Below are 25,161 nucleotides of genomic sequence, written 5' to 3' on the forward strand. Positions count from 1 at the left end.
TTACCGCACATTAACCAGGCGATAAAACTGAATGAGACGTTCCCTTCTAGCTGTAGCCGTTGGCCTCGCCATTACCGCAACCGGTATGAAGCCAGCGCTGGCGGATGAATTTACGGTTGCGGACATCGAGGTAGAAGGCCTGCAGCGGGTATCCGCCGGTTCCGTATTTGCCGGATTCCCGGTCAATATTGGTGAGCAGATTGACGAAACCCGCCTGGCGGGCGCCATCAAGGATCTGTTCGGCACCGGATTGTTTACCGATATCCAGGCCAGCCGTGATGGTGGCGTGCTGATTCTGACGGTGAAGGAGCGGCCATCGATTTCCTCCATCGAGATCGAAGGCAACAAGAACATCGAAACCGATATGCTGATGGATGCCCTGGCCGGGGCGGGCCTGGAAGAAGGGCAGGTGTTCCGCCGGGCCACGCTGGAGCGCCTGGAGCTGGAAATCCTGCGCTCCTACATTGCCCAGGGCCGATACAACGCCCGGGTCAAAGCGACCGCAGAAGAGTTGCCCCGCAACCGGGTAGCCGTGCGCCTGGGTATCAACGAAGGCTCGGTAGCCGCCATCCAGCACATCAACATCATCGGCAACAAGGATTTCAGCGACGAAGAGCTGATCGACCTGTTCGAGCTGCGCACCAGCAGTTGGTGGAACTCACTGACCAACAAAGACAAGTACGCCCGGGAACGCCTGAGTGGTGATTTGGAATCTCTGCGGTCGTTCTACCTGAACCGCGGTTACCTGGATTTCAGCGTCGAATCCAGCCAGGTGTCCATTTCACCGGACAAGAAGCAGGTGTTTATCGCCATCGCCCTGGATGAAGGCCCCCAGTACACCATCTCTGACATCCGCCTGCGCGGTAACCTGATTGTTGAAGAAGAGGAATTGCGCAAGCTGATCCCGGTTAAAGAGGGCGATGTGTTCTCCCGGGCCCAGATGACCGCCATTTCCGAAGCCCTGTCGTTCCGCCTTGGGCGTGAGGGCTATGCCTTTGCCAACGTGAACGCCGTGCCGGAACCGGGCGAGGACAATACCACCGCGGTGACCTTTTTCATTGAGCCGGGCAAACGGGCCTACGTGCGCCGGGTCAATTTCGAAGGCAATGTATCCACCAAGGACGAAGTGCTGCGCCAGGAAATGACCCAGATGGAAGGTGGCGTGGCATCGTCTGACCGCATCGAGTTTTCCAAGACCCGCCTTGAGCGCCTCGGCTTCTTCCAGACGGTGGATGTGGAAACCGTCCCGGTCCCCGGCACCGATGACCTGGTGGATGTGAACTACAGCGTGCAGGAACAGCCGACCGGCAGCCTGTCGGCGTCTGTGGGTTTCTCCCAGAACTCCGGTGTGATCCTTGGTGCCTCGGTGTCTGAAAACAATTTCTTCGGCAGCGGCAAACGGGTGTCGTTCGGTGTAAACGTGAGTGACTCGGTCAAGAGCGCCAACGTTTCCTACCTGGACCCTTACTTCACCGTCGATGGCGTAAGCCGCGGCTTCAGCCTGTTCGCCCGGGAAACCGACTACGAGGAAGAGGATATCTCCTCCTACCTGTTGGATGAATATGGCGGCCGCCTGACCTTCGGTTATCCGACAGATTCTATCACCCGCCTGAGTTTTGGCGCCGGCATTACTCGTTCCGATATCAAGCCCGGGGTGTTCTCTGCCCAGGAAGTCCGTGACTTCGTGGCGGAGGAAGGTGACTCCTTTACCAACTACTTCCTGTTTGGTAACTGGCGCCGCAGCACCCTCAACCGGGGCGTGTTGCCAACCGACGGTTACAGCCATTCGCTGTCGCTGGATGTCGCGGTACCGGGCAGTGACCTGACCTTCTACAAGGCTTCACACCGTACCGACTTCTACTTCCCGGTGACTGATGCACAGGACTGGATTGTGAGAGCCCGAACAGAAATCGGATACGGGGACGGTTATGGTGACCGCACCCAGATGCCGTTCTTCGAGCATTTCTACTCCGGTGGTTATGGCTCGGTGCGCGGTTACCGCGCGAACTCGCTGGGTAACCTGGCGGAGAATGCTCCCAACGATTTCTCGGATCAGGATCCATTTGGCGGCAACCTGCTCACCGAAGCTGGCCTCGAGTTGATCTTCCCGACACCGTTCGCCGGGGATTCCCGCTCCATGAGAACCTCGTTCTTCCTGGATGCCGGGCAGGTGTTCGACACCGAGCGCGGGTTCGATCCGGAACTGACAGAAGTGCGCACCGCCGCGGGTGTCAGCTTCCAGTGGATCACGGCCGTGGGCCCGCTTGCATTCAGCCTGGCCAAGCCACTTAATGACAAGGCAGGTGACGATACCCAGGTATTCCAGTTCTCGCTGGGCCAGACGTTCTGACACCACTATAAAAAATAAAGGATGAAACAAAGGAGATTGATGATGAACCGTGTGACTGCTTTGATTGGTGCCGCCTTGCTGGCCTTTTCGGCCCAGGCAGCTGCCGAAACCCGCATTGGTGTGGTGGATCTGCGCCAGGCCCTGTTTTCCTCGGATGACGCCCAGACCTTCAGCCAGCAGCTGCAGCGGGACTTCGCCGGAGATGAAGAAAAGGTTCGTCAGGCCCAGGAAGAAGCCCGCAAGCTGAAAGACCGCCTGGAGAAAGACGGTTCGATGATGAACGAAAGCGAGCGTAACAAGGTGGCGGGCGAATTCCAGGAGAAGGTGCAGGAGTTCAACTTTCTCAAGCAACGCCTCGATGCCACGGTTAACCAGCGCAAGCAGCAGTTCCTTGAAAATGCCCGCCCGGAAGTAGACGTGGCTGTCAAAGAACTGCTGGAAGAGCATGACCTGGACCTGATCCTGCCCAGCGAAGCGGTGGTTTACGTGAAGCCGGAAATGAATCTGACGTCCCAGCTGCTGGACAAACTGAACAAGTAAAGAACAAGGGGCTCCCCGCCCCGGTGTTTGGAGAAGGCAATGTCACAGAAGTCCTATCGGCTCCAGGAAATAGCCGATGCGTTGGGAGCCAGTCTCCGGGGAGACCCCGATATCATGGTCAGCGGCCTGGCCACCTTGCAGGCCGCCGGCCCGGATCAGATCAGCTTTCTGGCCAATCCGGCCTACGGCAAATACCTGCAAGACACCCGGGCCGGTGCGGTTATCCTCTCACCCGCAGCTGCGGATGATTGCCCTACCAATGTCCTGTTACTGGACAACCCGTACATGGGCTATGCTCGCCTCAGTCACTGGTTTGACCCTGCGCCGGTGGAATCAGCCGGTGTTCATCCCACCGCTGTGGTAGATGAGAGCGCCAGCATAGACAACACTGCCAGCGTGGGGCCCCACGCGGTCATCGAAGCCGGTGTGCATCTTGGAGCCCACGTTGTAATAGGCGCCGGCACCGTCATCGGCGCACGCAGCCGCATCGGAGGCCACACGATTATCCGCCCCCGGGTTACCCTGGCCCACGACATTGTAGTGGGGCAGCGTTGCCATATCCTCAGTGGTGCGGTGATCGGTTCAGACGGTTTCGGCTTTGCCAACGAGCGGGGCCAGTGGCACCGCATTGCCCAACTTGGCGGTGTGGTGCTGGGTGATGATGTGGAAGTGGGCGCCAACACTACCATCGACCGTGGCGCGCTCGACAGCACAGTCATTGGCAACGGTGTGAAGCTGGATAACCTGATCCAGATCGCCCATAACGTTCATATCGGTGATCACAGCGCCATGGCTGCCATGGTCGGTATCGCCGGCAGTACCCGCATCGGCAAACACTGTGTGTTTGGTGGCGCCTCCGGGGTGGCAGGGCACCTGGAGATCGGGGATCAGGTACATCTTACCGGCATGACGCTGGTAACGGGTGATATCCGCGAGCCGGGCGTGTATTCTTCCGGCACCAGCGCTGACACCAACCGGAACTGGCGCAAGAACGCCGTGCGTTTCAGGCAACTGGACAGTCTGGCCCGGCGCATAAAAGAACTGGAAAAGAAATCAGAGGGCTGAGGCCGATCAACATGCAGATGAAGATTGATGAGATTCTTGAGTACCTGCCACACAGATACCCGTTTCTGCTGGTAGACCGGGTTACCGATGTGGAGAGGGGGAAGTCGATCAAGGGCTACAAGAACATCTCCTTCAACGAGCCGTTCTTTACCGGGCACTTCCCGGATAACCCGATCATGCCTGGCGTGCTGATTATCGAAGCCATGGCCCAGTTGGCGGGCATTCTCGGTTTTGTGACCGTAGAACGGAAACCCTCTGATGGCGTGATACAATATTTGGCTGGCTCCAGCAAAGCGCGCTTCAAGCGCCCCGTGGTGCCGGGAGACCGCATGGATATGGAGGCTGAATTTGTCTCCGCCAAGCGCGGTATCTGGAAATTCAATTGCCGGGCACTCGTTGATGGCGAAGTGGTGTGCGTGGCAGAAATTATGACCGCTGAGAGAGAAGTTTGATGGCGACAAATGACTGGTCGGGTGTCCATCCTCAGGCGATTGTAGACCCGTCAGCCAAACTGGCAGACAACGTAACCGTAGGCCCCTGGAGTTACATCGGCCCCGGTGTGGAGATCGGCGAAGGTACCGAGATTCTCTCCCACGTGGTGGTCAAGGGCCCAACGGTAATCGGTCGCAATAACCGCATTTTTCAGTTTTCCAGCATCGGTGAAGAGTGCCAGGACAAGAAATATGCCGGCGAGCCCACCACGCTGGTGATTGGTGATAACAATGTTATCCGCGAAAACTGCACGATTCACCGTGGCACGGTTCAGGACCGGGGTGAAACCCGCATTGGCAGCGGCAACCTGCTGATGGCCTATGTGCACGTGGCCCATGATTGCATCGTAGGCGACAACACCATCCTGGCCAACTGCGCCACGCTGGCCGGCCACGTTTCCGTAGGCGACCACGCTATTCTCGGTGGTGGCACCATGGTGCACCAGTTCTGCCACATCGGCCCCCACAGCATGGCGGCTGGCGGCAGCATCGTACTCAAAGACATTCCCGCCTATGTGATGGCGTCTGGCCAGTCTGCCCAGCCCCACGGCATGAATGTGGAAGGCCTGAAGCGTCGTGGCTTCAGCAAAGACGTGCTGATGGCCCTGCGCCGCGCCTACAAGGTGGTTTACCGTCAGGGTCTGACCACCGAGCAGGCGGTTGAAGAACTCGAGAAGTCCTTCAATGACGTGCCGGAAGTCCGCCCGCTGATTGACTCGCTCCGGGGAGCGGATCGCGGCATCATTCGCTGAGCCAGGAGGCCCTGGTGGCAACCGCTGAAACCGGGCAGGTCAGCTCCCGCAACGTAACCATTGCAATCATCGCCGGCGAGGCATCGGGGGATATCCTCGGTGCCGGGCTGATTCGCTCGTTGCGCAAACGCTATCCGAAAGCCCGCTTTGTGGGCATCGGCGGCGACGAAATGATCGCCGAAGGCTTTCACTCCCTGGTACCCTTGGAAAGGCTTTCCGTGATGGGGCTGGTGGAAGTGCTCGGGCGCATTCGCGAGCTGTTCAGTATCCGTGCCCGCCTGCTGGAATACTTCTTCACCACACCGCCGGATGTGGTCATCGGTATCGATTCCCCGGATTTCACCCTGGCGATTGAACGCCGCTGCCGGGAAGCCGGTATTCCGTCGGTTCATTATGTAAGCCCCTCGGTCTGGGCCTGGCGCCAGAAGCGAATCTTCAAGATTGCCAAGTCTGTCGACCTGATGCTCACCCTGTTTCCCTTCGAAGCCCGTTTCTACGAAGAGCACAATGTGCCGGTGGCCTTTGTGGGGCACCCGCTGGCTGACAGAATTCCCATGCAGCCAGATACAGGGGCGGCCCGCAAGGCACTTGGCTTGAACCCCGATCAGCCTGTTCTGGCGGTATTGCCGGGCAGCCGGGGTGGGGAAGTTGAGCGCCTTGGCACCCTGTTTCTGGAGGCATCCCGCTGGCTGCAGGAGCGCCGCCCGGATATCCAGCTGGTGATTCCCTGCGTCAACCGGGACCGGGAGAAACAGGTAGAGGGTCTGGTAGAGGCGCTGGAAGTGAAACTGCCGGTTACGCTGGTACGCGGTCGTTCCCGGGAAGTGATGGCCGCCAGCGATGTGGTGTTGCTGGCGTCCGGCACGGCAACCCTGGAAGCCATGCTGCTCAAGCGCCCCATGGTGGTGGGCTACCGGTTGAGCAACCTCAGCTACAAACTGCTGTCCCGTCTGGTGAAGGTGCCCTGGGTGGCCCTGCCGAACCTGCTGGCGCAAAAAGGCCTGGTACCGGAGTTGCTGCAGGATGACGCCACACCGGAGGCCCTGGGCGCCGCCGTGCTGGAGCGCATGGAGAACACCGAAGAGCGCGAGCAGTTGCAGCAAGCCTTCACCGAGTTGCACGAAAGCCTGCGCCAGAATGCGGACGAACGCGCTGCAACCGCTATTTCCGAGTTAATGGGGCGCCGGCGCTGATGGCCGCAAAAGACCTTCCACCGTTTGAGTGTAGCTACAAGGGCCGGTTACTGGCCGGGGTTGATGAAGTGGGCCGTGGCCCGCTGATTGGTGCAGTGGTGACTGCGGCCGTGATCCTGGACCCGGAGCGGCCCATCGAAGGCCTGGCCGATTCCAAGAAGCTCACCGAAAAACGCCGCCTGAAGCTTTACGACGAGATTCTCGAAAAGGCCGCGGCCTGGAGCCTGGGCCGGTGTGAGGCGGCGGAAATTGACCAGATCAATATCTACCAGGCTACCTTGCTGGCCATGACCCGTGCAGTGGAGGGCCTGGCTCTCGAACCTGAATACGTATTGGTAGACGGCAACCGTTGCCCGGATTGGCGCTGGCCCTCCGAGCCGGTGGTGAAGGGCGATGCCCGGGTAGAGGCCATCAGCGCCGCGTCTATCCTCGCCAAAGTCACCCGCGACCGGGAAATGGAGATGCTGGAACAGCAATATCCCGGCTACGGATTGGCCCAGCACAAAGGTTATCCCACACCCGTGCACCTGGAAGCGCTGAAGCGGTTAGGTGCAACGCCGGAGCACCGGCGGTCGTTTCGTCCCGTCCGGGAGTGTTTGTAAAATGAATTCGCACATACTTGCCGCCGTGTTTGCCGCAGTTTTTATGGGCACCATTGGCGCCATCTCGGTGTATGCCGGTGTCAGCGCGGAAACTGTTACCTTCTATCGCTTGTTTATAGGGGCGGCATTAATGGCCGCGTTTCTCCTGCTGACTGGACAGCGAGCAAAGGTATTCACCTGGCCCGGTTTCAAGGTTCTGGTAACCGGGGCATTCCTGGCCGGTTTTGTGGTGTTCTACGTAATGGCCATGAATTACACCAGCATGGCCAACGCCGTGATGCTGCTGTACCTGGCCCCGGCTGCGGCGTCGATAGTGGCGCATTTTTTCATGGGGGAGCGGCTGTCGGGCCTGGGTGCAGCCTTGATCGCCTTAGCGCTGTTCGGCTTTGCCATGATGATGGAATTCAACTTTAACCTCTCCGGACGCGCGGAAGAGGCGGCAGGCCTGCTTTATGCCCTGTGCGCCATGCTCTGCTACGCCGCGTTTATCCTGACCAACCGCTTGATTCACGAACGGGTGCATGTACTGACCCGAAGCGGGTACCAAATGCTGGCCGGGGCACTTTGCATGCTGCCGCTGATGCTCATGCAGGAAGAAAGCATCCAGGCTGGGCAATGGGGCTGGTTGGCGGCGGCCGGCGTGCTACCCGGCTTCCTGGCGATCATGCTGGCGGTGGTGGCGTTAAAGGCATTGCCAGCGGCAACCTACGGCACCCTCGCATATCTGGAGCCGATTACGGTGATTATCCTGGGTTGGCTGCTGTTTGACCAAAGCCTGAACCTGCTGCAAATGTCCGGTGGCGCGTTGATCATCGTCTCGGGCGTGGTGCAGGCGGTCTGGTCCCAGCGGGAGGCGCCTCCTGCGCCAGTGCGGACGTGAAGACTGGTAAGGCGGACTAAGCGACCAGCATTGCGGTGAACGAGGGTGTGGCCGGCGTGGCGGACTTACGGTCAATTTCACCTAACCACCCAAATAGGGGGCCACAAGGATTGGCACATATATGTCACATATACGTCACAGGGGAATTTGGCGGCCCCAGATGCAAAAAAGGCAGACCAGTAAGTGACTGATCTGCCTTTCTTTTTTATGGTAGCGGGGGCAGGATTCGAACCTACGACCTTCGGGTTATGAGCCCGACGAGCTACCAGACTGCTCCACCCCGCATCAAAACTGGTTGTTGGCTTCGGGGCTGGCCCCGATCAACGAGGTGCGCATAATACAGCTGGGCAGGGTGCTTGTCAAACCTTATTTAAGACTTTCGTTGTTCACTGTAACCCTTGAAAATACCGTCAGGGTTAGCTGTGAAGGTTGCTTGCATGAAGCCCAAGCATGATTAGGATGGTACAGAAGCCGCCGGGCTCCCACGCCAGAATCGGCAAGCGATTAAGCGAAAGTCTACATTTTGAAGGGGCACGCAATGCCAAGATTTCTACACACCGCCGACTGGCAAATGGGGCGTACCTACAGCCGTTTTGAAACCGAAGACGGTGCAGCGCTGGTGGAAGCCCGGTTCGAAGCCATAGAAAAGCTGGCCCGGCTTGCCAATGAACATCAGTGCCAGGCGGTGCTGGTGGCCGGTGATGTGTTTGATGCCCAGACGGTATCTGATCGCACCATTCGCCGGGTGTTCAATGCCACCAAGGGATTCCCTGGCCCCTGGGTAATGCTGCCGGGTAACCATGATGCGGCGCTCGCCGAAAGTGTCTGGACCCGCGCTCAACGGTTGGGTGCAGTGCCGGATAACGTGCACCTGGCGCTGGAACCGGGCGTTATCGAACTGGCTGCCGAAGGTCTCGCCATACTGAACGCACCTCTGACCCAGCGCCATACCTATGGTGATCTGACAGAAGCTTTCGGCCGCTACGAGACCCCGGCAGGATGGGTTCGGGTGGGGCTTGCCCATGGCAGTGTGCAGGGATTGCTGGCGGCTGAAATCGATTCCACCAACCCCATTGCGCCGGACCGGGCCCAAGCCAGCAAGCTGGATTACCTGGCATTGGGAGACTGGCACGGCACCAGGGAAATCAACGAACGCACCTGGTACAGCGGTACCCCGGAGCCGGAGCGGTTCCGGAATAACGAGGCCGGTAATGCCCTGATTGTCGATATTGCCGGGCCGGGCGAGCTGCCGCAGGTTCAGGTGGTAGCCACCGGTCGTTACCAGTGGCATCAATGGCGGGAAACCCTTTCTGTGGAATCAGACCTGGACCAGTTACTGGAACGCCTGCAAAACCTGCCCGAATCCTCGGTGGTGGATCTTCGGCTGGACGGCCTGATCACCCTGGCGGGCGAAGAAAAGCTGCTGCATGGATTGTCGGTTGCCGAAGCCCGTTTCCGCAGCATTCGTTGCGAGCGCAGTAACCTGCAGCTGGCACCCACCGACGACGATATTGCTGCCCTGAAAGCCGACGGCTACGTTGGCGAGGTGGTCGAAACCCTGCGGGAGCAGCAAGCCGGGGAACAGGGCGAAGCCGCCCGGGATGCCCTGGCCATTCTGGCCTCCATGCTGAAAACACCGGCTCAGGAGGCAGGCCAATGAAACTGCAGAGCCTGAAAGTGGAACAGCTGCGCCAGTTTCGCCAACCCTTTGCCCTTGAGCATCTTCAGCCTGGCCTGAACCTGATCCACGGGCCCAATGAATCCGGCAAAAGTACCCTGGTGCGTGCCATCCGGGCGGCGTTCTTTGAACGTTACCGATCCCAGGCGGTGGACGACCTTCGCCCCTGGGGCGACTCTGCAGCCGCTCCCACCGTTGAACTGGCCTTCGAGCATCAGGGGGCCCAATGGCGCCTGGTTAAAAGTTTCCTGAAACGCACCCGCTGTGACTTGTCGGTCGGCAATGAGACCTGGAGCGAAGACGATGCGGAGGAAAAGCTGGCGGAGCTGTTGGGTTACCAGTATCCCAAGCGGGGTGCCAGCAAAGCGGAGCATTGGGGTATTCCGGGCTTGCTGTGGGTAGAGCAGGGCACGGGGCAGGATATCGAACAAGCCGTTGAACACGCGGGCGATCACCTGAAATCTGCCCTCAATGCCTTGGTAGGCGAGGTGGCCAGCACCGGCGGCGATGCAGTCATCGAGGAAGTAAAAGGCAAGCGCGAGGTGTTGCTGACGGCTACCGGCCAGCCCAAGGGTGACTACAAAAAGCTGGATAAAGAGCGTGAAGATCTGCAGCAACAGGTCGACGATTTGCAGCTGCGGGTTGAGCAGTATCAGGGGCAGGTGGATCGCCTCGGGCAGTTGTCGCAGGCGTTTGATCGCACCGAACAGGAAAAGCCCTGGGACGACGCACGGCGGCAACTGGACCAGGCCCGTGAACAGCTGCAGCAGGTCGAGCAGCTGGAACAGCAGCAGGAACAGGAAAAGAATACCCTGGCGCAGCTGGTTCAGAACCGCGAGCTGCTGGAGCAGAACCTCGGCCACCTGAGTCGGCTGGACGAACAGCGCAGCGCCCGCAAGGCAGAACTGGAGAGTGCCGAACGCAAACTGCAACAAACTGGGCAGCAGACCGCTGCCCTGGCTGGCGCCCTGAACGATGCCCGGGCTGCCTATGAAAATGCCCGGTCACAACTGCAACTTGCTCGCCAGCAGGAAATCCGGCAGCGGCTGGAGCAGGATCTGCGCCAGTCTGAACAGCGACAGCAGGCCCTCAGCCAGAACCTGGCCAGGGCCCGGGAATACCAGCAACAGGTTGACGAGGCCCGGGAAGAGGCAAAGGCAAACCGCATTGATACCGCCGCGGTGGCCCGCCTGAAAACAACCGCCAGGGAACTGAATGACGAAACCATCCGTTCCGGCACCGTTGCCACCCGCCTGAGCTGGCAGCTGCAGCCCGGCGCTAGTATTACCCTCGACGACCGGCAACTGGAGGGGCAGGGAGAACAGCAATTGCTGGAAGCCTCGCAGCTGGTTATTCCGGGCGTAGGCACCCTGGGCATCGCCCCGGGCGGCGAGGAGCTGGCCAGTACCAGACGCAAGCTCGAAACGCTCGAACAGTCCCTGGACGAGCAATTGCAGGCCATGGCTGTGGCGTCCGTTGAGCAGGCAGACAGCCGTGCTTCCGCCTGGGAGGCAGCGGAGCAAAAACGTAAGCATGCCGTCGAGTTGTTGCGTTCGGTCGCCCCGGCCGGTCTGGAGCCACTGGAAACCGAGCTGGCGGAACTGCAGGCAGAATTGAAAGCTGTTCGTGAAAAACTGGAAGCCACTCCCGTATCGGATCAGGAAGTTCAGGTATTGGATCTGGCCTCGGCCGAAAACGCCCTGGCCAGTGCCGAGAAGCGCTTGAATGACGCCGAGGCCAGCGACCGCAGCCATCAGGCTCAACTGCTCACCGGCAAGCAGGCCCGGGATAACGCAAAGGCCGAATGGCTGCGGCTGGAAGACGAGGGCAACAGCCCCGAGCGCCAGCAACAGTTGACCCGATTAACGGCTGAGCTTGCCCGGATCGAGCGGCAACAGGTCAGCCTGCGCGAGAGCATGGCGAAGCGGGAACAGCAAATCCGCGAGGCCCGGCCGGATATCCTGCGGCAGGATATCGACCGTTTTCAGCGCACGATCCAGACTTTGCAGCAAACCCAGGAAGACCGGCAGCGGGAACTTCGGGATATTCGTGTTCGGCTTGAAGCCTGGGGTGCCGAAGGCCTGGAAGAGCAATTGAGCGAGAAGCAGGCGGAGCTGGAACAGTGCCAGCGCCGCTACCAGGAGCTGGATCGCCGCGCCCGGGCACTGGATTTGCTGCTCACATTGCTGACGGACAAACGCCAGGCGCTGACCCGGCGCCTGCAGGCCCCATTGCAAAAACATCTTAACCATTACCTGTCGCTGCTGTTTCCGAATGCAACGCTGGAGGTGGACGAACACCTGCGGCCGGGAACTTTCAACCGGGGAAATGAGCTGGGCCAGATTGCCGAACTGAGTTTTGGTGCCCGGGAACAGATGGGGCTGATCAGCCGCCTGGCCTATGCCGACCTGTTGAGGGAAGCTCAAAGGCCCACCCTGATTCTCCTGGACGACACCCTGGTGCACAGCGACCAGAACCGGCTGGAAGACATGAAACGTATCTTGTTCGATGCTGCCAGCCGGCACCAGATCCTGCTGTTCACCTGTCATCCCGAGAAATGGCAAGACCTCGGGGTTCCGCCCATTGACCTCCAGAAGCTGAAAAGCTGAAACGAAAAATTCCGTAAAATAACTGAAACTTATTACGACATAACTGATCTGCCTGTCTTTTCAGGCCGTAACACTGTCACCTGTTTCGATTTGTCGAAACTATGTGTTTTAACTAAGTGATAGGTTGGGCCTGTGCAAGCTACCGATAAACAAGCAAATTCCAATGTTGTTGACCAGTTCAGCGAAGCCTGCCAGGCCACCCTGGACCGGGTGCTGGGCAACAACAGTGCCGGCGTATTCGCTTCGGTGACTACCTTGGACGGTCGTTCACTGGCTTTTACTGCCAGTAATGATGCCATCCGCAGCAGTCGGGTGGCCGCACTGGGTTGTTCCCTGATGTCTCTTAGCGAGGCATTCAGCCGGGAAATCCTGCAGAGCCGGTGCTCCCACAACGTAATTGCCACCAGCCACGGTTCCATCATCACTGTGCGCTTGCCCTGCAAGCAGCACCAGTTTGCGCTGTCTGTCTGTGTAGACCGCAGCGAGAACCTGGCCATGGCCTTGCGTATGACCCTGGATGCGGCCCAGGCCCTGGCTGACACCATCGACAACTAATTTCCAACCCCAACTCAACAGAAGAAGGATAGTTCAGCATGGCAAAAATCAACCTTGAATCCCTGCGTGACATCGACGGCTACGTGGCAGCGGCCCTGGTCGACATGGACAGCGGCATGATGATGGCCGGAGACGGCACCGGCATTGACCTTGAAATTGCTGCGGCTGGCAATTCCGAAGTGCTGCGCGCCAAGCGCAAAGTGGCCAGCAGCCTCGACCTGAACGACACCATCGAAGACGTGCTGATCAGCCTGGCCAAGCAGTACCACCTGATTCGCCCGCTGGAAAGCAACCAGCAGGTCTTCCTGTACCTGGTGCTGGACCGTTCCCGGGCCAACCTGGCCATGGCTCGCCACGAGCTGCGCAGCTTTGAGAAAAACCAGGACTTCTCCTGATCGAAAGAGCTATTCCCGGGCCCTCCAGGCGGGCCCTTTTCTGAACAGGTTTGCGTAAAGGAGGCTCCACCAATGAACGTTGATATCAGGGTAGCTGTCGCCGGTGATGAACTGCAGAAAAGGCTCCGGCTGGCTGCGGGGCTGCTGCAGGCCCATAAAATTGAAGGCAGCCTGCGCCCCTGGGATGGCACCCGGTGCGATTGCGCCATCGTTGCCGCCGATGACCTGTACGGTGAACGGATACAGGACTATGCCCGGCGCAAGCAGATCCCGGTACTCGCCATCACCCGGGCAAACGACCGCTTTGACTCCGACACCGCCACCATTGGCGAGCATGCACCCTTAAACGTGTATGTGCGGGCCCTGCTGAACCTGCTGAAGGCTGAGGCCGAACCGGCAGAGCCGGCGCAGGCAACGGCGGCTTCGGTAACATCCCGGACCCCCGGAATTATTGTGCTCGCCCAGGCCCTTAGCCGGCCAAGCAGTGACCTGGTGATGGCATTGGACGGGGTGGAGCTTGGCATTTGCCCGTCGACCGGAACCATCCGGGCGGCGTCGTCTGAGGTGATGCTTCAGGCCAGGCAACTGCTGGGGCAGCCGGGCTGGCAACTGCGTGAGGCATCGGGCGGCGCGCTTGCCAATGGTCATTCCGAAAGCCTGGATATTTTCATGATCCGTGCCGGTATTCATCATGGCGAGGCCCTGCCCATGTTCCCTCTGGAAGGATCACGAATGAAGTGCTGGCCGGATCTTGGCGCCGCGCCGGATCTGATCGAGCCGCTCCGGGTTGCGAGCCTGCTGGCCAAGGGCCATCGAGATCTGCAAAAGGTGGCCGGGCTGACCGGCATCGAACCGGTGCAGGCGTCGGGTATTCTGTGGGGCTTCCAGGCCGCAGGGTTGATTGTGCCGGACCAGCAGAAAATGCCTTCGCCACATCCGAAAACCGCCTCGAACGACCGGCTGCCGGCAGCAGGCCTGTTCCAGAAGCTGGCCGCCCGCTTCGGGTTGTTCCAGAAAGCCTCCTGACGGATACCGCATGCAAGACATTAACAGTAGTGCCGTAAAACTGGTGATAGCCGGCCCGGTCGGGGCCGGTAAGACCACCACCATCCGAACGCTTTCAGACTCTGAACCGGTATCCACCGAGATGCCCATGAGCGAGCCGGCCATGGGTGATAAAACCACCACAACTGTCGCCTTCGATTTTTCTACCGTCATGCTGGATGACGGCCAACCCCTGTTCATTTACGGCTTGCCCGGGCAGGAGCGGTTTGAGCACATGTGGTCGATTGTGCTGGAAGGGGCTTTTGGTGTGTTGCTGGTGCTGGATGCCAGTGATGAACGGCTCCAGGAAGAATGCGAGGGCTGGCTGGCCGCCATCGAAAAGATTGCGCCGGGCACTCCGGTGGTCATTGGCCTGACCAAAACCGACTTGCTGGCAAAGCCGGACTTGCGATCTCTGCGTGCCAACCTGGCGGAACAGGGGCTGGTTCTGCCCGTGTTCAGCTTTGATGCCAGAGACAAGGCGCAGGCGAACCATATGGTGCGTGCGCTGCTTGCCTCTATAGACTGATCTGCCCCCGGGTTTAATCGAAGCTTGGCAGTTCCGGTTTTACCAGCGGCTTGCCGGCAGCTTCCCAGGCTTCAATGCCGCCCGCAATGGACTGCACATGAATGTACCCCATTTCCTTCATGGCCCTGGCTGCCAGGGCTGAACGGCCGCTGTTCTTGCAGTAGATCACCAGGTTCAGGGCCCGGTCTTCAAACGCCGGATCGTTGGTGAGCTTGAATTCCAGAATGCCGCGGGACACATTGACGGCGCCGGGAATGTGGCTGGTGTGGTATTCGTCTGCTTCGCGCACATCCAGCAGCACGTCCGCTTTTTTGATGGCGTCTTCGGCCTGGTCCAGCGGAATTTCACGAATTTCCGCGCGGGCGGCTTCCACAAGGTCGTGTGCTGTTTTCATTGGCAGTCTCCTAAAAGTTGGGTCACGGCAGGTTCTCCCGCCAGTGTTTTACGTGTACCTGGTCCTTGATGGCGTCGATCACTTCCAGAATCAGGGTGATCAGCGCCTCTTTCTCGCCCTCTTCGGTCAGCCCTTCGCCGGGCTCCGGCAGGAACACGTTCACGATGTCTTCAATAAAGGCGTGGTTGGTGGAGGAGGCGAGGTCATCCAGGATCTGGTGCACCACGTTGGCCACAATGTCACCCACCGCATTCTCCAGGGTGTCCTGGATGGTCGGGCCCACGACCGGCAGGTACTTCAGGCGTGACAGTTCCAGGTTCTGTTTCAGGGCATGGTCAACCCGGTTTTCCAGGTAAACCCGCAGCGCACCCCGATTGGGGATATAGCCCTGCTTCGCTGCCTGGGCGACCCTTTCGGACAGCCAGTCAGACAACATTTCCCGTCGCGGGAAAAGGATGTCATTCTGGATACGCTCGAACAGGGGCGAACCACGTTTCACCTCATCCTGCACGCCGCTCAGCACCTTCAGTACAATCCGGTCAGACAGCTCTTCCATAAAGGCTTCGTAGTAGAAGATGACAAACCGGTACAGGCGGGTGCTGGTGAAGTCGATGATCTTGTACTGGTGCAGTCGGTAAATAATCGAAATAATCCGCAGCGCCCGCAGAAAGCGGAGGCTGCCTACCGGAATACACCCCACCAGGTCGTACCAGTGAATGAACGGATAGAAATACCAGCGGTCATACACCCGTGCCTTGATGGAGTACCCCCAGCGCAGCACAAACTCGCCCAGGAAGATCGACACGAAGATCAGGTCGTAGAAAATGAAGCGTTCGTGGATGGGGTGGTAAAGCTCCTGAATAACAGGGGCGTAGTCTTTCAGAAGGTTTTGTACGGCCACGAAGTTATAAATCGAGTCCCAGATAATCAGCGCGAGATTGAGGATCAGCAGCCCCAGCATCACAAAGTCGATGATGAACCAGGTGAGCTGGTGGCTGGATTTGAGGTTTTCTCGGTTTATCTTGAGCATCCGGGCTACCTTGGGGCCTACAATATCAAAGCTAAGTGACTGGAAGGTTAGCCTATTCAGTCGGTAAACTCAGCAACCTGTTTCAGGGAATCAGCCCGGACACCGGATCGGACGCCATTAAAACCAGCATGCTGTTAGCCAGAACCTTACAACGCCTTGCCACCATCAGCCCGGGCCTGGTGATGCTGGTACTTGCCCCTGCCGTATTCGCCAGCCAGGCTCGGGTGGAGGTTGAGGGCGATGTGGATAACCTCCAGGACAACGCCCAGATCTTTGTTGGCGAAGTGGAAGGCCGCACTGCCGATGGCTTGCGCCGTTACGCCAACACCGCCATTGCCCAGGTGAAAGAGGCGGCCCGGGCGCTGGGCTATTACAGTCCCGAGGTACGCTGGGCAGTAGAAGAAGCCGGCGATGAACCGGCGGAGCTGGTGCTTACCCTCATTCCCGGCGAGCCGGTGCTTATCCGCTCCCGCAATGTGATGATCGAAGGGCCGGATGGCGCACAGGAAGACTTCCGGCAGAACCTCCCGAAATCGCCTGCACAAGGTGATGTGCTGCACCATGGCCGGTACGATGCCCTGCGCCAGTCTATCCAGAACACCGCCAACCGGCTGGGCTATTTCGAGGGCGAATTCCTGACCCGCCGGCTGGAAGTGGATCCCGCCAAAAACGCCGCTGACATCACCCTGGAGTACCAGTCCGGCGAACGCTACCGGCTGGGCAAGGTCACCTTTCTGGAAGGCCACGAGTTCGAACAGAACCTGCTGGAGCAGTTTGTTACTTTCGAGCCCGGTATTCCGTTCCATGCCGATGAAGTGGCAAAACTCAGTAATGACTTGTCCAACAGTGGCTATTTCTCCGGGGTGGATGTAGACGCCGCGCCGTCGAAGGCAGAGGACCGGGTAATCCCTGTCGATATCGCCCTGACGCCCCGGCCGCCGCGCTCCGTGGCCGCCGGTGTTGGCTTTTCGACAGACGTCGGCCCCCGGTTTCGGGGTAACTGGCGGGAACACTACATCAATCCCATGGGGCACCGCCGGGGCGCTGACACCGAACTGTCCGAGTTACGCCAGAGCGTGAGCGGCTGGTACGAGCTGCCGCTGGACCCGCCCATGACGGATGCCATCCGCCTGACCTCCGGTTATCAGCGTGAGCATATTGAAGATGTGGAGTCTGAACGGCTCACCTTTGGCCAGCAGTGGAGCCACCAGCTGGACAACGGCTGGATGCAGATATTGTCCATGCGCTGGGAAGGGGAGCGCTTCAATATTGGTGAGGAAGAGCAGGGTAACTCCAGCCTGTTATTGCCGGGTGTCAGTTATTCCAAGCTGCACGCCAACTCGCCGCTCGACCCGTCCCGGGGTTATCGCCTTCAGTTCGACGTGACCGGGGCCCATCGGGCGGTGATTTCGGATGCCGATATCCTGCATGTGAACTTCCTGGCCAAGGGGCTTTATACCCTGGCCGGCAAGCACCGGTTTCTCGCCCGCTTCAATTTCGGTGGCGTGGCCACCAACAGCTTCCGGGATGTCCCGCCTTCGTTGCGTTTCTTCGCCGGTGGCGACCAGAGCGTTCGCGGCTACGGCTATGAAACCCTGGCACCCAAAGACTCGGATGATGTCGTCATCGGTGGTCGTTATATGGTGGTGGGAAGCGCCGAATACCAGTATGAGTTTGTCCGCAACTGGCGTGTGGCGGCCTTTATTGATGAGGGTAATGCCGTGGATGATGTCTTTGATCCCCTGGCCACCGGCGTGGGTATGGGCATTCGCTGGGTGAGCCCGGTGGGCCCTTTGCGCCTGGATGTGGCCAAGGGTATGGATGACCAGTTCGGCGGCGGCTGGCGGATTCACTTCTCCATGGGGCCGGAACTGTGACCGAGGCGAATCAGACACCTCCGCAGCCAGAGCATGGCGCAGCGCCAGCCAGGCCGCCCCGACACAAACGCTGGTGGTTCTGGCCACTGGTGATTTTGTTGCTGGTGTTGCTGTTGCCCTTGGTGCTGGTGGCTATTGTTTTGCTGGCGCTTCTGACCGATGCCGGCACCGCCTGGACCATTGACCAGATTCCCGGGCTGCAAACCGAGGCGGACCAGGGTTCCCTGCTGGGCCAGTGGCAGGCGGAACGGCTGGAATGGCGCGGCTATGGCGTGGAAGTACTGTTGCTGGCGCCGGAAGTGGACTGGTCTCCCAGCTGCCTGTTCGAAAAGACCCTGTGCCTGGATACCCTGAAAGCCGAACAGATCGATGTCACGGTTCAGCCTTCCGATACCGCCGAAGAAACAGAACGGGGTGATATCAGCCTGCCCGCTATCAACCTGCCGGTGGCGTTGGTGGTGGGGGATGTACAACTGGGGCCCTTTAAGCTAAACGGCAGCCCCATCTGGGACAAGGTGGAGCTGCGCAGTGAAGCATCCGGCGCCAGCCTTACCGTAAACCACGCCCTGTACCAGCTGGGCGAGATCCGGGTGACTGCCAGTGGCCGTGCTGAAATGCGCCGGGACTGGCCGGTGGATCTCGATGTTACGGCACAGTTGCCACCCCCGAGCGGAGGCAGCTGGACGATCGCGGCCAACCTGGCGGGCAGCGTGCGGGATCTTCGGGTATCCGGAACCAGCAGCGGTTATCTGAACGCACAATTGAACGGCACTGTGCAGCCGCTGGCAGCGCAGTTGCCGGCGGCGCTTACCATTGAATCCGAGAGCTTTCTGGCCTACGACACCCTGCCGGAAACCCTGACCCTGGAAAACTGGGCGGTGTCGCTGGACGGTTCCCTTGCCAACGGCTTCCGCACCCGTACCAGTGCCAACCTTCCCGGGACAACCGGCACCATCGAAACCGTCATCAGGGGCCTGATCACAACCGGTGGTGTCGACAACCTGGTCCTGACCATGACCGGGCCGGCGGCCACACAGCCTTCCGGTGAACAGCCCGACGCTCCGGGCACCCTGGAAGTTCAGGGCAGCGCGAGCTGGTCTGGTGGCCTGCAGGCAGAGGCCGACCTGGCCCTTGACCGTTTCCCCTGGTTCGGACTGATTCCCGGACTGGAGCCGCCACCGGTTGCCGTGAACCGGCTGGAAGGGAATGTTGAGTACAACGATGGCAACTACAACGCCGATTTACAGGCGGCGGTGAGAGGTCCGCAAGGCGATGCGGAGCTTACCGCAGCCCTGAACGGGGGCCTGGAAGCAGTTCGCATCACACAGCTGGATATGACCACCGGTGCAGGCTCCCTGACCGGCGATGCCGAACTGGCCTTCGCGGATCAGCTGGTCTGGCAGGCCCGGCTGCTGCTGGATCAGTTCAACCCTGGCTACTGGGTGCCGGTGCTGGAAGCCAGTCTCAACGGTGAGGTCAATTCCGAGGGCCGGCTGGTGCCGGACAGCCTGCCGGTAATGACCGCCGACTGGGACCTGAAAGGTCGCTGGCAGCAGGAGCCGGCCACCGCCCGGGGTAAGCTCAGCAGCGATGGTACCGACTGGCGCGTGCAGGATCTGCTGGTGGCGATAGCGGAGAACCGGATAGAAGGTGAGGGGCGCTACGGTGAGAGCCTGGGGGCCGGCCTGACCGTGAACCTTCCGCAGCCGGACCGTCTGCTGCCCGGGCTGGCCGGTCGTTTCTCGGCCAGGGTGGATCTGGCGGGCACGGCGCAGGATCCCACGGGCAAGGTGACGCTTGATGCCAGTGAATTCGAATGGCAGGACCTGCTACGCATTGAAAACATGGAACTGGATGCCAGCCTTGCCAGTGGCGGCGTGCTGGATGCCAGCCTCAACGCAGAAGAGTTGCGTGTCGCTGGACAGGAACTGGCTACGGTGACAGCAGATCTTGATGGTACCCGGGCGGATCACCAGCTGGCGTTGACTGTGCAGCACCCGGAAGCCTCGGTGGCGCTGACGTTCGCCGGCGCCCTGGGTGACGCCTGGAACAGCTGGCAGGGCGCCTTGGCCCGGGGCGAAATCGATGTGCCCGGCCCCGAGCAAACCTGGCGGCTGGAAGCGCCGGCAAGTCTGGATTACACGGCTGACGGCGAAGTGTTGTTTGGCGCCCACTGCTGGCGCTGGCAGGCCAGCTCGGTGTGTGCCGACGACCAGCAGCTGCTGCCGGATACCCGGATCGCCTATCAGATTCGCCAGTTCCCCATGCAGGCGCTGGCGCCTTTGTTCCCTGAAACCTTCCGCTGGCAGGCGTCCCTGAATGCAGACATTGACCTGGCATTCACCGAACAGGGCCCCGATGGCCTGATCAGTCTTGATGCTGGCGGCGGGGCCTTCGAATTCCTGATCCTGGATGACTGGGAAACCCTGCAGCATGAATCCCTGACCCTGAAAGCCCGGCTAAAGCCTGAAGCTGCCGAACTGGCCGTGGCGCTCCGGGGCCCGGAACTGGGCAGCTTTGACCTGGAGCTGGCGGTGGACCCGAATACCGAAAGCCGGCCCATCGATGGCCGCTTCAACCTGGAAGATCTGAACCTGGCTTTCCTGTCGGCCTTTGCCGGCATTGAAGAGGTGGCCGGCGAGGTCAATGGTCAGGGGACTTTGTCTGGCCCGCTGTTCCGGCCCCAGGTGCAAGGGGAACTGGCGCTCACCGACGGCCGGGTGTTCGACCCAGGCCTGCCGCTGCCCATGGAAGACATCGTGCTGGTGCTGGAATTTCTGGGCAACCGGGCCGACATCAGCGGCCGGTGGAAGAGTAACGACCGCAGCAGTGGCGAGCTGGGCGGCTACCTGGACTGGCAGGATGAACCTGAAGTCCAGTTGAATATCAGCGGTGAGCGGCTGCCGGTTTCGGTCGAGCCCTATGCCCGGGTAGAAGTAGGCCCGGACCTGACCATTGCTTTCCGCGCTGGTGAGCTGGCGGTGTCAGGCCGGGTGGATGTGCCCCGGGGTGATATCGAAATCAAGGGCCTGCCGCCATCGGCGGTTTCGGTATCCGAAGACGAAGTCATTGTCGGTGTCGAGCAGGAAGAGCCCGCCATTCGCACCATGCTGATGGATATCACCGTCGTGGTGGGTGAAGACGAGGTATCGTTCAATGCCTTTGATGTGACCGGCAACCTGGAGGGCACCCTTCGCATTGGCAACAACATGGACACCCGCGGCACCCTGCAGTTGGTGGACGGCCGCTACGAAGCCTTCGGGCAAGACCTGGACCTGCGCAGGGCGCGGATAATCTTTGTGGGGTCTCTGGCCGAGCCATACCTGGATGTTGAAGCCGTGCGCACCGTCGATACCGTTGTGGCGGGTATTCGCCTGAGCGGGCCGGTGAACGCGCCGACCACGGAAGTGTTCTCGGAGCCGTCCATGCCCCAGAGTGATGCGCTGTCGTACATCATTCTCGGCCGGGCACCCCAGAGCCAGGGGGATGAAGGCCAGATGAGCCGGGCGGCGATTTCGCTGGGGCTGAACCAGGCCAGCGGTATAACCCAGAGTATCGGAGACGAGTTGGGTATCCGTAACCTGACCCTGGAAGCGGAAGGCTCTGGCGACCAGTCTGCCGTAGTGGCCAGTGGTTACATTACCGACGAGCTCAGCCTGCGCTACGGGGTGGGTATTTTCGAGCCAATCACGACCGTGGCGCTGCGCTATGACCTGGGCAAGTATTTCTATCTGGAGGCGGCCAGCGGGCTGGCGGCCTCCCTCGATATCTTCTATACCCGCAATTTCTGACCCGGTTCAGTCAAGTTCGAAGGTGGCGCTCACGCTGGACTGAATCTCACGGGGGCCCACGCTCGAGACGGTATTCCGGGCGGACTTGGCTTCTGCCATCATCATCGGCACGGGCCGGTGCCCACCGTTGATGTTGATAGACACCACCTCGCCGCAGGTTTTGTCCAGCTGCTCCGCCACGAACTGGCAGCGGTTTCGGGCGTCCTCGATGGCCCGGGCTAGCGCCTGCTGCTCAAGCCCCTGCTCGTCGGAATGGAAAAACTGGTGGCTGCCAAGGTTGTACTGGAGGCCCAGTCTATTGGCCTGCTCCAGCAGCGGGTTCAGTAGTTCCAGATCATTGATCGAGAAGCTCACGGTTTGGCTGGCGACGGAGACCCGTTCCGGCTCCTTGCCTTTCTCCTGAACCGGCAGGGTGCGTGTATACAGGTTTACATCCGCGTCGGAGTAGTCCTGCAACTGGTCTCGCCAGTTTTTGATGGCGCTACGCCACTTGTCCATGGTGTCGGCTACCTGGGCGGAAGCCTTTTGCGGTTGCCTGTGTTCCGCAGAAACGGAGAACTGCAGGCGGGCGCTGTCCGGGTTGTAACGCACCACGCCTTCACCAGTCAGGCTGACTTCGCCGGCATTGGCGGCCAGGGGCACAGCTGCAGTCGCTAACAGGGCGGCGGTCAGTGCCAGGGGGTGTTTCAACGATACCATCATCAAACTCCTTATTGATCAAAGGCCGAATATCGGCTTTCCAGTCTTTCCAGTTTTCTGCCCCGGGCGGCGTGCACAAAGTGGCTGAAAATGTGCCGGTGCCCGGTGTGGTAAAGCAGGTATTCCGGATGCCATTGCACGCCCATCAGCCACTGGGCTCCGGTGTTTTCAATGGCCTGTACGAACCGGTCGTTATCCAGCGCCGTTACCCGCAGGTTCCGGCCCAGCCGTTTGATGGCCTGGCTGTGAATTCGGTTGGCGCCAATCACCGTGGCAGGCATCAACCGGCCTAGCCGGCTGTCTTTCACCAGTTGTACGGTTTGCAGGGGCAGCAACAGAGGCCGGTGGCGGGTATGTTCCCGCAGCGGAGTTACGTTCTGGCACAGGGTGCCGCCGTGGAACACATTGATAAACTGTGCGCCCCGGCAAATGCCCAGCACCGGAATATTGATGGCTTCGGCCTGAACCAGCAGCCGGTGATCGGTGGAATCCCGCTTGCGATCGTACCGGGCCGTTACCTGGGGCTGTTGCCCGTAAAGCTCCGGGTGTACGTGGGTGCCACCGGACAGCACCAGCCCGTCCAGCAGGGACACATCGGTATGACTGCCGGGGCGAATGTAATGGGTGTTGGCACCGTGCAGGCGCAGGGCCAGGTTGATCAGCCGGTGCGCCAGGCTTCTTCGCACCGGGCCACTGATGCCGATAGTCAGCCCCGGTTTCTCCGGCAGCTCTTCTGCCATCGGCATGTCGTTGCCCTGATAATCAGACATAACCGTGTTGTTTCAGCCAGTTGTCCGTGGTCTCACGCCAGGAATGGGTGAGGTTGTGGAAGCTGAACTTCTGGGCTTCCCGGAACCGGCTGCGTAAATCGGCCAGGTCTTCCGGATGTGCGGCCAGCTGCTCCAGAACCACCCAGTCATTCCACACCGTGGAGAAATGCCAGCGCGGGTTGTCGATGTCGCAGTCCGGCAGACGGTAATGCAGGGTAGGGCGGCTCTTGATCCTGGGGTCCTTCACGTAGCCTGCCAGCAGTTCCTTGTCGAGATGGGCGAACAGCGGCAGCAGGTCCAGGGCCTTGTTGCGGGTGGGGTTGTAGTGCAGGTAATCCCGCATCAGGGTTTCCAAATCCGGGCGATAGTCATCCGCCATCAGCTTCTCGGTATACCGGCTGCTCCAGGGTTCGATATAGGTGGTGAACTTACGGCTGATATCCAGCTGGTGCCGGGCTTTAAGCCAGTCGTAAAGGGCAGCAAAGGCTTGCAGGTAGGCTACCAGGGTGGCGGGTTCCAGGTCCGGCAATTCCGGGTTCAGCTGCAGGCCAAAGGCAAAGTAGATGGCTTCACGGCTACCTTCGGCGCCCAGTTCCCGTAGCTCATCCATCAGGGTTTCGATCAGTTCCAGTTTCGAGAACGCCAGCGGCGGGCCGACAATCTCCAGCGGAATGACCTTCTCGGCAGCAAAGTCGATCACATCCATGGCATGGCTGCCCAGCTCCCGGATGGATTGCGGCAGGCGCTCGTCGTCCAGGTCCAGCTCCTTGATGGGATCGGAGTCCAGTTCGATGGTAAAGCGGCCATGTTCGGTGTCCAGTGCGGTCACGTAGCGTGAGGTCAGCTCCGGCGACCCGCCGAGCAAGCGGGCGGCATGCTGCACCAGTTGTTCGTAACCGAGCCCCGAAAGCTCGATTTCGACCCCTACGCGGCGTTCTCCACCTTCGTGGTTTTTCAGTCTTTCCGGCATCTTGCAACGATTGGCTGCGTTCATGGAGTGTTTGCATCCCCTTGCTTCGTTTCAGGTCACCTTAACACAGGCTTGCGCCGTGTCCCGTTACCCAAAGGAAAGAAACTGCACAGGGACTTTACACTGGATAAAACACTGTATATAGTCAAATCACTGTATAAAAAACCAGGACGAACAACCCCGGAGAAAAAGCATGAAGCTGACCGCCCGACAGTCCCAGGTGCTGGATATTATCCGGCGATATCTGGATGAAACCGGTTATCCGCCCACTCGCGCAGAAATCGCTGCCGAGCTGGGTTTCCGCTCGGCCAATGCGGCGGAAGAGCATCTTAGGGCGCTGGCTCGCAAAGGTGCGATCGAGATGGTGCCAGGCGCCAGCCGCGGTATTCGCCTGCCGGAGGCTGAGCCGGATCTGGGGTTGCCGGTCATTGGTCAGGTAGCAGCGGGTAGCCCGATCCTGGCGCAGGAGCATGTGGAAGATCATTGCACCCTGAAGCCGGACTTCTTCTCGCCCTCGGCAGATTACCTGCTGCGGGTTCGGGGTATGAGTATGAAGGATATCGGCATCTTGGATGGCGACCTGCTGGCGGTGCATCGCACCCAGGATGTTCACAATGGCCAGGTAGTCGTGGCCAGGGTGGGCGAGGAAGTTACCGTCAAACGCTACCGCCGTGAAGGCTCAAGGGTCTGGCTGATTGCGGAGAACGAAGAGTTTGCTCCTATCGAAGTGGATCTGAGTGAGCAGGAATTGTTTATCGAAGGTCTTGGTGTGGGTGTAATCCGGCGCTCCGATCTTCACTGAACAGTGAGGTGGACCCCATCAGTTGGACAGCCTGAAGGTGCAGTTAAGCTCTGATCCGGCTGTATTCCCGGCTCAAGCTGCCAGGGTCATGGGTTGTTGGTAGTACACCTCATCCGGTGTTTGGTAATCAAGGGTTTGGTGGTAC

Annotated in this window: 22 protein-coding genes and 1 tRNA gene; 17 read left to right on the forward strand and 6 right to left on the reverse strand. The window is 59.9% G+C overall.

The window, feature by feature from the left end; translation table 11 throughout:
• Positions 1–31: 31 nt before the first annotated feature.
• From bamA to H3Z84_RS06655, 8 genes are read left to right on the forward strand one after another with little or no spacing between them, the layout of a single operon-like run.
• Positions 32–2,350, forward strand: a complete 2,319-nt coding sequence (bamA, locus tag H3Z84_RS06620) for an outer membrane protein assembly factor BamA (protein ID WP_199456918.1) — start codon at positions 32–34, stop codon at positions 2,348–2,350.
• 42 nt (positions 2,351–2,392) lie between these two features.
• Positions 2,393–2,890 (forward strand): OmpH family outer membrane protein, encoded by a 498-nt coding sequence (locus tag H3Z84_RS06625; RefSeq protein WP_058340184.1) that lies wholly within the window; start codon positions 2,393–2,395, stop codon positions 2,888–2,890.
• A 39-nt stretch (positions 2,891–2,929) separates the two neighbouring features.
• Positions 2,930–3,955: a UDP-3-O-(3-hydroxymyristoyl)glucosamine N-acyltransferase gene (gene lpxD / locus H3Z84_RS06630; RefSeq protein ID WP_199456919.1), complete on the forward strand. Its 1,026-nt coding sequence runs from the start codon at positions 2,930–2,932 to the stop codon at positions 3,953–3,955.
• A gap of 17 nt (positions 3,956–3,972) precedes the next feature.
• The gene (gene fabZ, locus H3Z84_RS06635; protein ID WP_199456932.1) at positions 3,973–4,407 is read left to right on the forward strand and encodes a 3-hydroxyacyl-ACP dehydratase FabZ; all 435 of its coding nucleotides are present in this window, start codon (positions 3,973–3,975) and stop codon (positions 4,405–4,407) included.
• Positions 4,407–5,198, forward strand: coding sequence for an acyl-ACP--UDP-N-acetylglucosamine O-acyltransferase (lpxA, locus tag H3Z84_RS06640; RefSeq protein ID WP_199456920.1), 792 nt, complete (start codon positions 4,407–4,409; stop codon positions 5,196–5,198). Before fabZ ends, lpxA begins: the two co-directional genes overlap by 1 nt.
• A 14-nt stretch (positions 5,199–5,212) precedes the next feature.
• Positions 5,213–6,391 carry a lipid-A-disaccharide synthase gene (gene lpxB / locus H3Z84_RS06645; protein WP_199456921.1) on the forward strand — a complete coding sequence of 393 codons (1,179 nt, stop codon included), beginning with the start codon at positions 5,213–5,215 and terminating at the stop codon, positions 6,389–6,391.
• On the forward strand, positions 6,391–6,993 hold the full coding sequence (gene rnhB / locus H3Z84_RS06650; protein ID WP_094624771.1) for a ribonuclease HII: 603 nt from the start codon (positions 6,391–6,393) through the stop codon (positions 6,991–6,993). Before lpxB ends, rnhB begins: the two co-directional genes overlap by 1 nt.
• A 1-nt stretch (position 6,994) precedes the next feature.
• Positions 6,995–7,873, forward strand: coding sequence for a DMT family transporter (locus H3Z84_RS06655; protein ID WP_199456922.1), 879 nt, complete (start codon positions 6,995–6,997; stop codon positions 7,871–7,873).
• 208 nt (positions 7,874–8,081) lie between these two features.
• Here H3Z84_RS06655 and H3Z84_RS06660 read toward each other — a convergent pair.
• A tRNA-Met gene (locus H3Z84_RS06660) sits at positions 8,082–8,158 on the reverse strand.
• Between the two features lie 253 nt (positions 8,159–8,411).
• Here H3Z84_RS06660 and H3Z84_RS06665 point away from each other — a divergent pair.
• The 6 genes from H3Z84_RS06665 (at position 8,412) to H3Z84_RS06690 (ending at position 14,683) form a co-directional block, all read left to right on the forward strand.
• The gene (locus H3Z84_RS06665) at positions 8,412–9,533 is read left to right on the forward strand and encodes a metallophosphoesterase family protein (protein WP_199456923.1); all 1,122 of its coding nucleotides are present in this window, start codon (positions 8,412–8,414) and stop codon (positions 9,531–9,533) included.
• The gene (locus H3Z84_RS06670) at positions 9,530–12,160 is read left to right on the forward strand and encodes an AAA family ATPase (protein WP_199456924.1); all 2,631 of its coding nucleotides are present in this window, start codon (positions 9,530–9,532) and stop codon (positions 12,158–12,160) included. Before H3Z84_RS06665 ends, H3Z84_RS06670 begins: the two co-directional genes overlap by 4 nt.
• Positions 12,161–12,292: 132 nt before the next feature.
• On the forward strand, positions 12,293–12,715 hold the full coding sequence (locus tag H3Z84_RS06675; RefSeq protein WP_199456925.1) for a hypothetical protein: 423 nt from the start codon (positions 12,293–12,295) through the stop codon (positions 12,713–12,715).
• Between the two features lie 38 nt (positions 12,716–12,753).
• Complete coding sequence (locus H3Z84_RS06680) at positions 12,754–13,110, forward strand: hypothetical protein (protein ID WP_199456926.1); 357 nt, start codon at positions 12,754–12,756, stop codon at positions 13,108–13,110.
• Between the two features lie 72 nt (positions 13,111–13,182).
• Complete coding sequence (locus tag H3Z84_RS06685; protein WP_199456927.1) at positions 13,183–14,136, forward strand: hypothetical protein; 954 nt, start codon at positions 13,183–13,185, stop codon at positions 14,134–14,136.
• A gap of 10 nt (positions 14,137–14,146) precedes the next feature.
• On the forward strand, positions 14,147–14,683 hold the full coding sequence (locus H3Z84_RS06690) for a GTP-binding protein (protein ID WP_022988733.1): 537 nt from the start codon (positions 14,147–14,149) through the stop codon (positions 14,681–14,683).
• Between the two features lie 13 nt (positions 14,684–14,696).
• Here the strand turns inward: H3Z84_RS06690 and H3Z84_RS06695 are convergent, their stop codons facing one another.
• Complete coding sequence (locus H3Z84_RS06695; RefSeq protein WP_199456928.1) at positions 14,697–15,077, reverse strand: rhodanese-like domain-containing protein; 381 nt, start codon at positions 15,075–15,077, stop codon at positions 14,697–14,699.
• 22 nt (positions 15,078–15,099) lie between these two features.
• The gene (locus tag H3Z84_RS06700) at positions 15,100–16,107 is read right to left on the reverse strand and encodes a hypothetical protein (RefSeq protein ID WP_199456929.1); all 1,008 of its coding nucleotides are present in this window, start codon (positions 16,105–16,107) and stop codon (positions 15,100–15,102) included.
• A gap of 182 nt (positions 16,108–16,289) precedes the next feature.
• Here H3Z84_RS06700 and H3Z84_RS06705 point away from each other — a divergent pair, with 182 nt between their 5' ends.
• The gene (locus H3Z84_RS06705) at positions 16,290–17,984 is read left to right on the forward strand and encodes an autotransporter assembly complex protein TamA (protein WP_228285745.1); all 1,695 of its coding nucleotides are present in this window, start codon (positions 16,290–16,292) and stop codon (positions 17,982–17,984) included.
• A complete protein-coding gene (locus H3Z84_RS06710; protein WP_323126962.1) occupies positions 17,981–21,775 on the forward strand; it encodes a translocation/assembly module TamB domain-containing protein in 3,795 nt (1,264 codons plus the stop codon). Before H3Z84_RS06705 ends, H3Z84_RS06710 begins: the two co-directional genes overlap by 4 nt.
• 6 nt (positions 21,776–21,781) lie before the next feature.
• Here the strand turns inward: H3Z84_RS06710 and H3Z84_RS06715 are convergent, their stop codons facing one another.
• Genes H3Z84_RS06715 through H3Z84_RS06725 form a run of 3 tightly spaced genes read right to left on the reverse strand, consistent with a single transcriptional unit; the run spans position 21,782 to position 24,238 of the window.
• Positions 21,782–22,477 carry an SIMPL domain-containing protein gene (locus tag H3Z84_RS06715; RefSeq protein WP_228285744.1) on the reverse strand — a complete coding sequence of 232 codons (696 nt, stop codon included), beginning with the start codon at positions 22,475–22,477 and terminating at the stop codon, positions 21,782–21,784.
• A gap of 8 nt (positions 22,478–22,485) precedes the next feature.
• Complete coding sequence (locus tag H3Z84_RS06720) at positions 22,486–23,244, reverse strand: gamma-glutamyl-gamma-aminobutyrate hydrolase family protein (protein ID WP_022988739.1); 759 nt, start codon at positions 23,242–23,244, stop codon at positions 22,486–22,488.
• Positions 23,237–24,238, reverse strand: a complete 1,002-nt coding sequence (locus H3Z84_RS06725; RefSeq protein WP_199456930.1) for an amidoligase family protein — start codon at positions 24,236–24,238, stop codon at positions 23,237–23,239. Before H3Z84_RS06725 ends, H3Z84_RS06720 begins: the two co-directional genes overlap by 8 nt.
• Positions 24,239–24,407: 169 nt before the next feature.
• Here H3Z84_RS06725 and lexA point away from each other — a divergent pair, with 169 nt between their 5' ends.
• On the forward strand, positions 24,408–25,016 hold the full coding sequence (gene lexA, locus H3Z84_RS06730; protein WP_036219354.1) for a transcriptional repressor LexA: 609 nt from the start codon (positions 24,408–24,410) through the stop codon (positions 25,014–25,016).
• Positions 25,017–25,161 lie beyond the last annotated feature (145 nt).

Origin of the sequence: Marinobacter sp. bablab_jr003 (assembly GCF_016464245.1) — a bacterium.
GTDB lineage: Bacteria > Pseudomonadota > Gammaproteobacteria > Pseudomonadales > Oleiphilaceae > Marinobacter > Marinobacter vinifirmus.

What these genes read in the sequence shown, in the direction of transcription:
- bamA (WP_199456918.1), top strand. Translation starts at nt 32, where the DNA reads ATGAGACGTTCCCTTCTAGCTGTAGCCGTTGGCCTCGCCATTACCGCA.
- H3Z84_RS06625 (WP_058340184.1), top strand. Translation starts at nt 2,393, where the DNA reads ATGAACCGTGTGACTGCTTTGATTGGTGCCGCCTTGCTGGCCTTTTCG.
- lpxD (WP_199456919.1), top strand. Translation starts at nt 2,930, where the DNA reads ATGTCACAGAAGTCCTATCGGCTCCAGGAAATAGCCGATGCGTTGGGA.
- fabZ (WP_199456932.1), top strand. Translation starts at nt 3,973, where the DNA reads ATGAAGATTGATGAGATTCTTGAGTACCTGCCACACAGATACCCGTTT.
- lpxA (WP_199456920.1), top strand. Translation starts at nt 4,407, where the DNA reads ATGGCGACAAATGACTGGTCGGGTGTCCATCCTCAGGCGATTGTAGAC.
- rnhB (WP_094624771.1), top strand. Translation starts at nt 6,391, where the DNA reads ATGGCCGCAAAAGACCTTCCACCGTTTGAGTGTAGCTACAAGGGCCGG.
- H3Z84_RS06655 (WP_199456922.1), top strand. Translation starts at nt 6,995, where the DNA reads ATGAATTCGCACATACTTGCCGCCGTGTTTGCCGCAGTTTTTATGGGC.
- H3Z84_RS06665 (WP_199456923.1), top strand. Translation starts at nt 8,412, where the DNA reads ATGCCAAGATTTCTACACACCGCCGACTGGCAAATGGGGCGTACCTAC.
- H3Z84_RS06670 (WP_199456924.1), top strand. Translation starts at nt 9,530, where the DNA reads ATGAAACTGCAGAGCCTGAAAGTGGAACAGCTGCGCCAGTTTCGCCAA.
- H3Z84_RS06680 (WP_199456926.1), top strand. Translation starts at nt 12,754, where the DNA reads ATGGCAAAAATCAACCTTGAATCCCTGCGTGACATCGACGGCTACGTG.
- H3Z84_RS06685 (WP_199456927.1), top strand. Translation starts at nt 13,183, where the DNA reads ATGAACGTTGATATCAGGGTAGCTGTCGCCGGTGATGAACTGCAGAAA.
- H3Z84_RS06690 (WP_022988733.1), top strand. Translation starts at nt 14,147, where the DNA reads ATGCAAGACATTAACAGTAGTGCCGTAAAACTGGTGATAGCCGGCCCG.
- H3Z84_RS06695 (WP_199456928.1), bottom strand. Translation starts at nt 15,077, where the DNA reads ATGAAAACAGCACACGACCTTGTGGAAGCCGCCCGCGCGGAAATTCGT.
- H3Z84_RS06700 (WP_199456929.1), bottom strand. Translation starts at nt 16,107, where the DNA reads ATGCTCAAGATAAACCGAGAAAACCTCAAATCCAGCCACCAGCTCACC.
- H3Z84_RS06705 (WP_228285745.1), top strand. Translation starts at nt 16,290, where the DNA reads ATGCTGGTACTTGCCCCTGCCGTATTCGCCAGCCAGGCTCGGGTGGAG.
- H3Z84_RS06715 (WP_228285744.1), bottom strand. Translation starts at nt 22,477, where the DNA reads ATGATGGTATCGTTGAAACACCCCCTGGCACTGACCGCCGCCCTGTTA.
- H3Z84_RS06720 (WP_022988739.1), bottom strand. Translation starts at nt 23,244, where the DNA reads ATGTCTGATTATCAGGGCAACGACATGCCGATGGCAGAAGAGCTGCCG.
- H3Z84_RS06725 (WP_199456930.1), bottom strand. Translation starts at nt 24,238, where the DNA reads ATGAACGCAGCCAATCGTTGCAAGATGCCGGAAAGACTGAAAAACCAC.
- lexA (WP_036219354.1), top strand. Translation starts at nt 24,408, where the DNA reads ATGAAGCTGACCGCCCGACAGTCCCAGGTGCTGGATATTATCCGGCGA.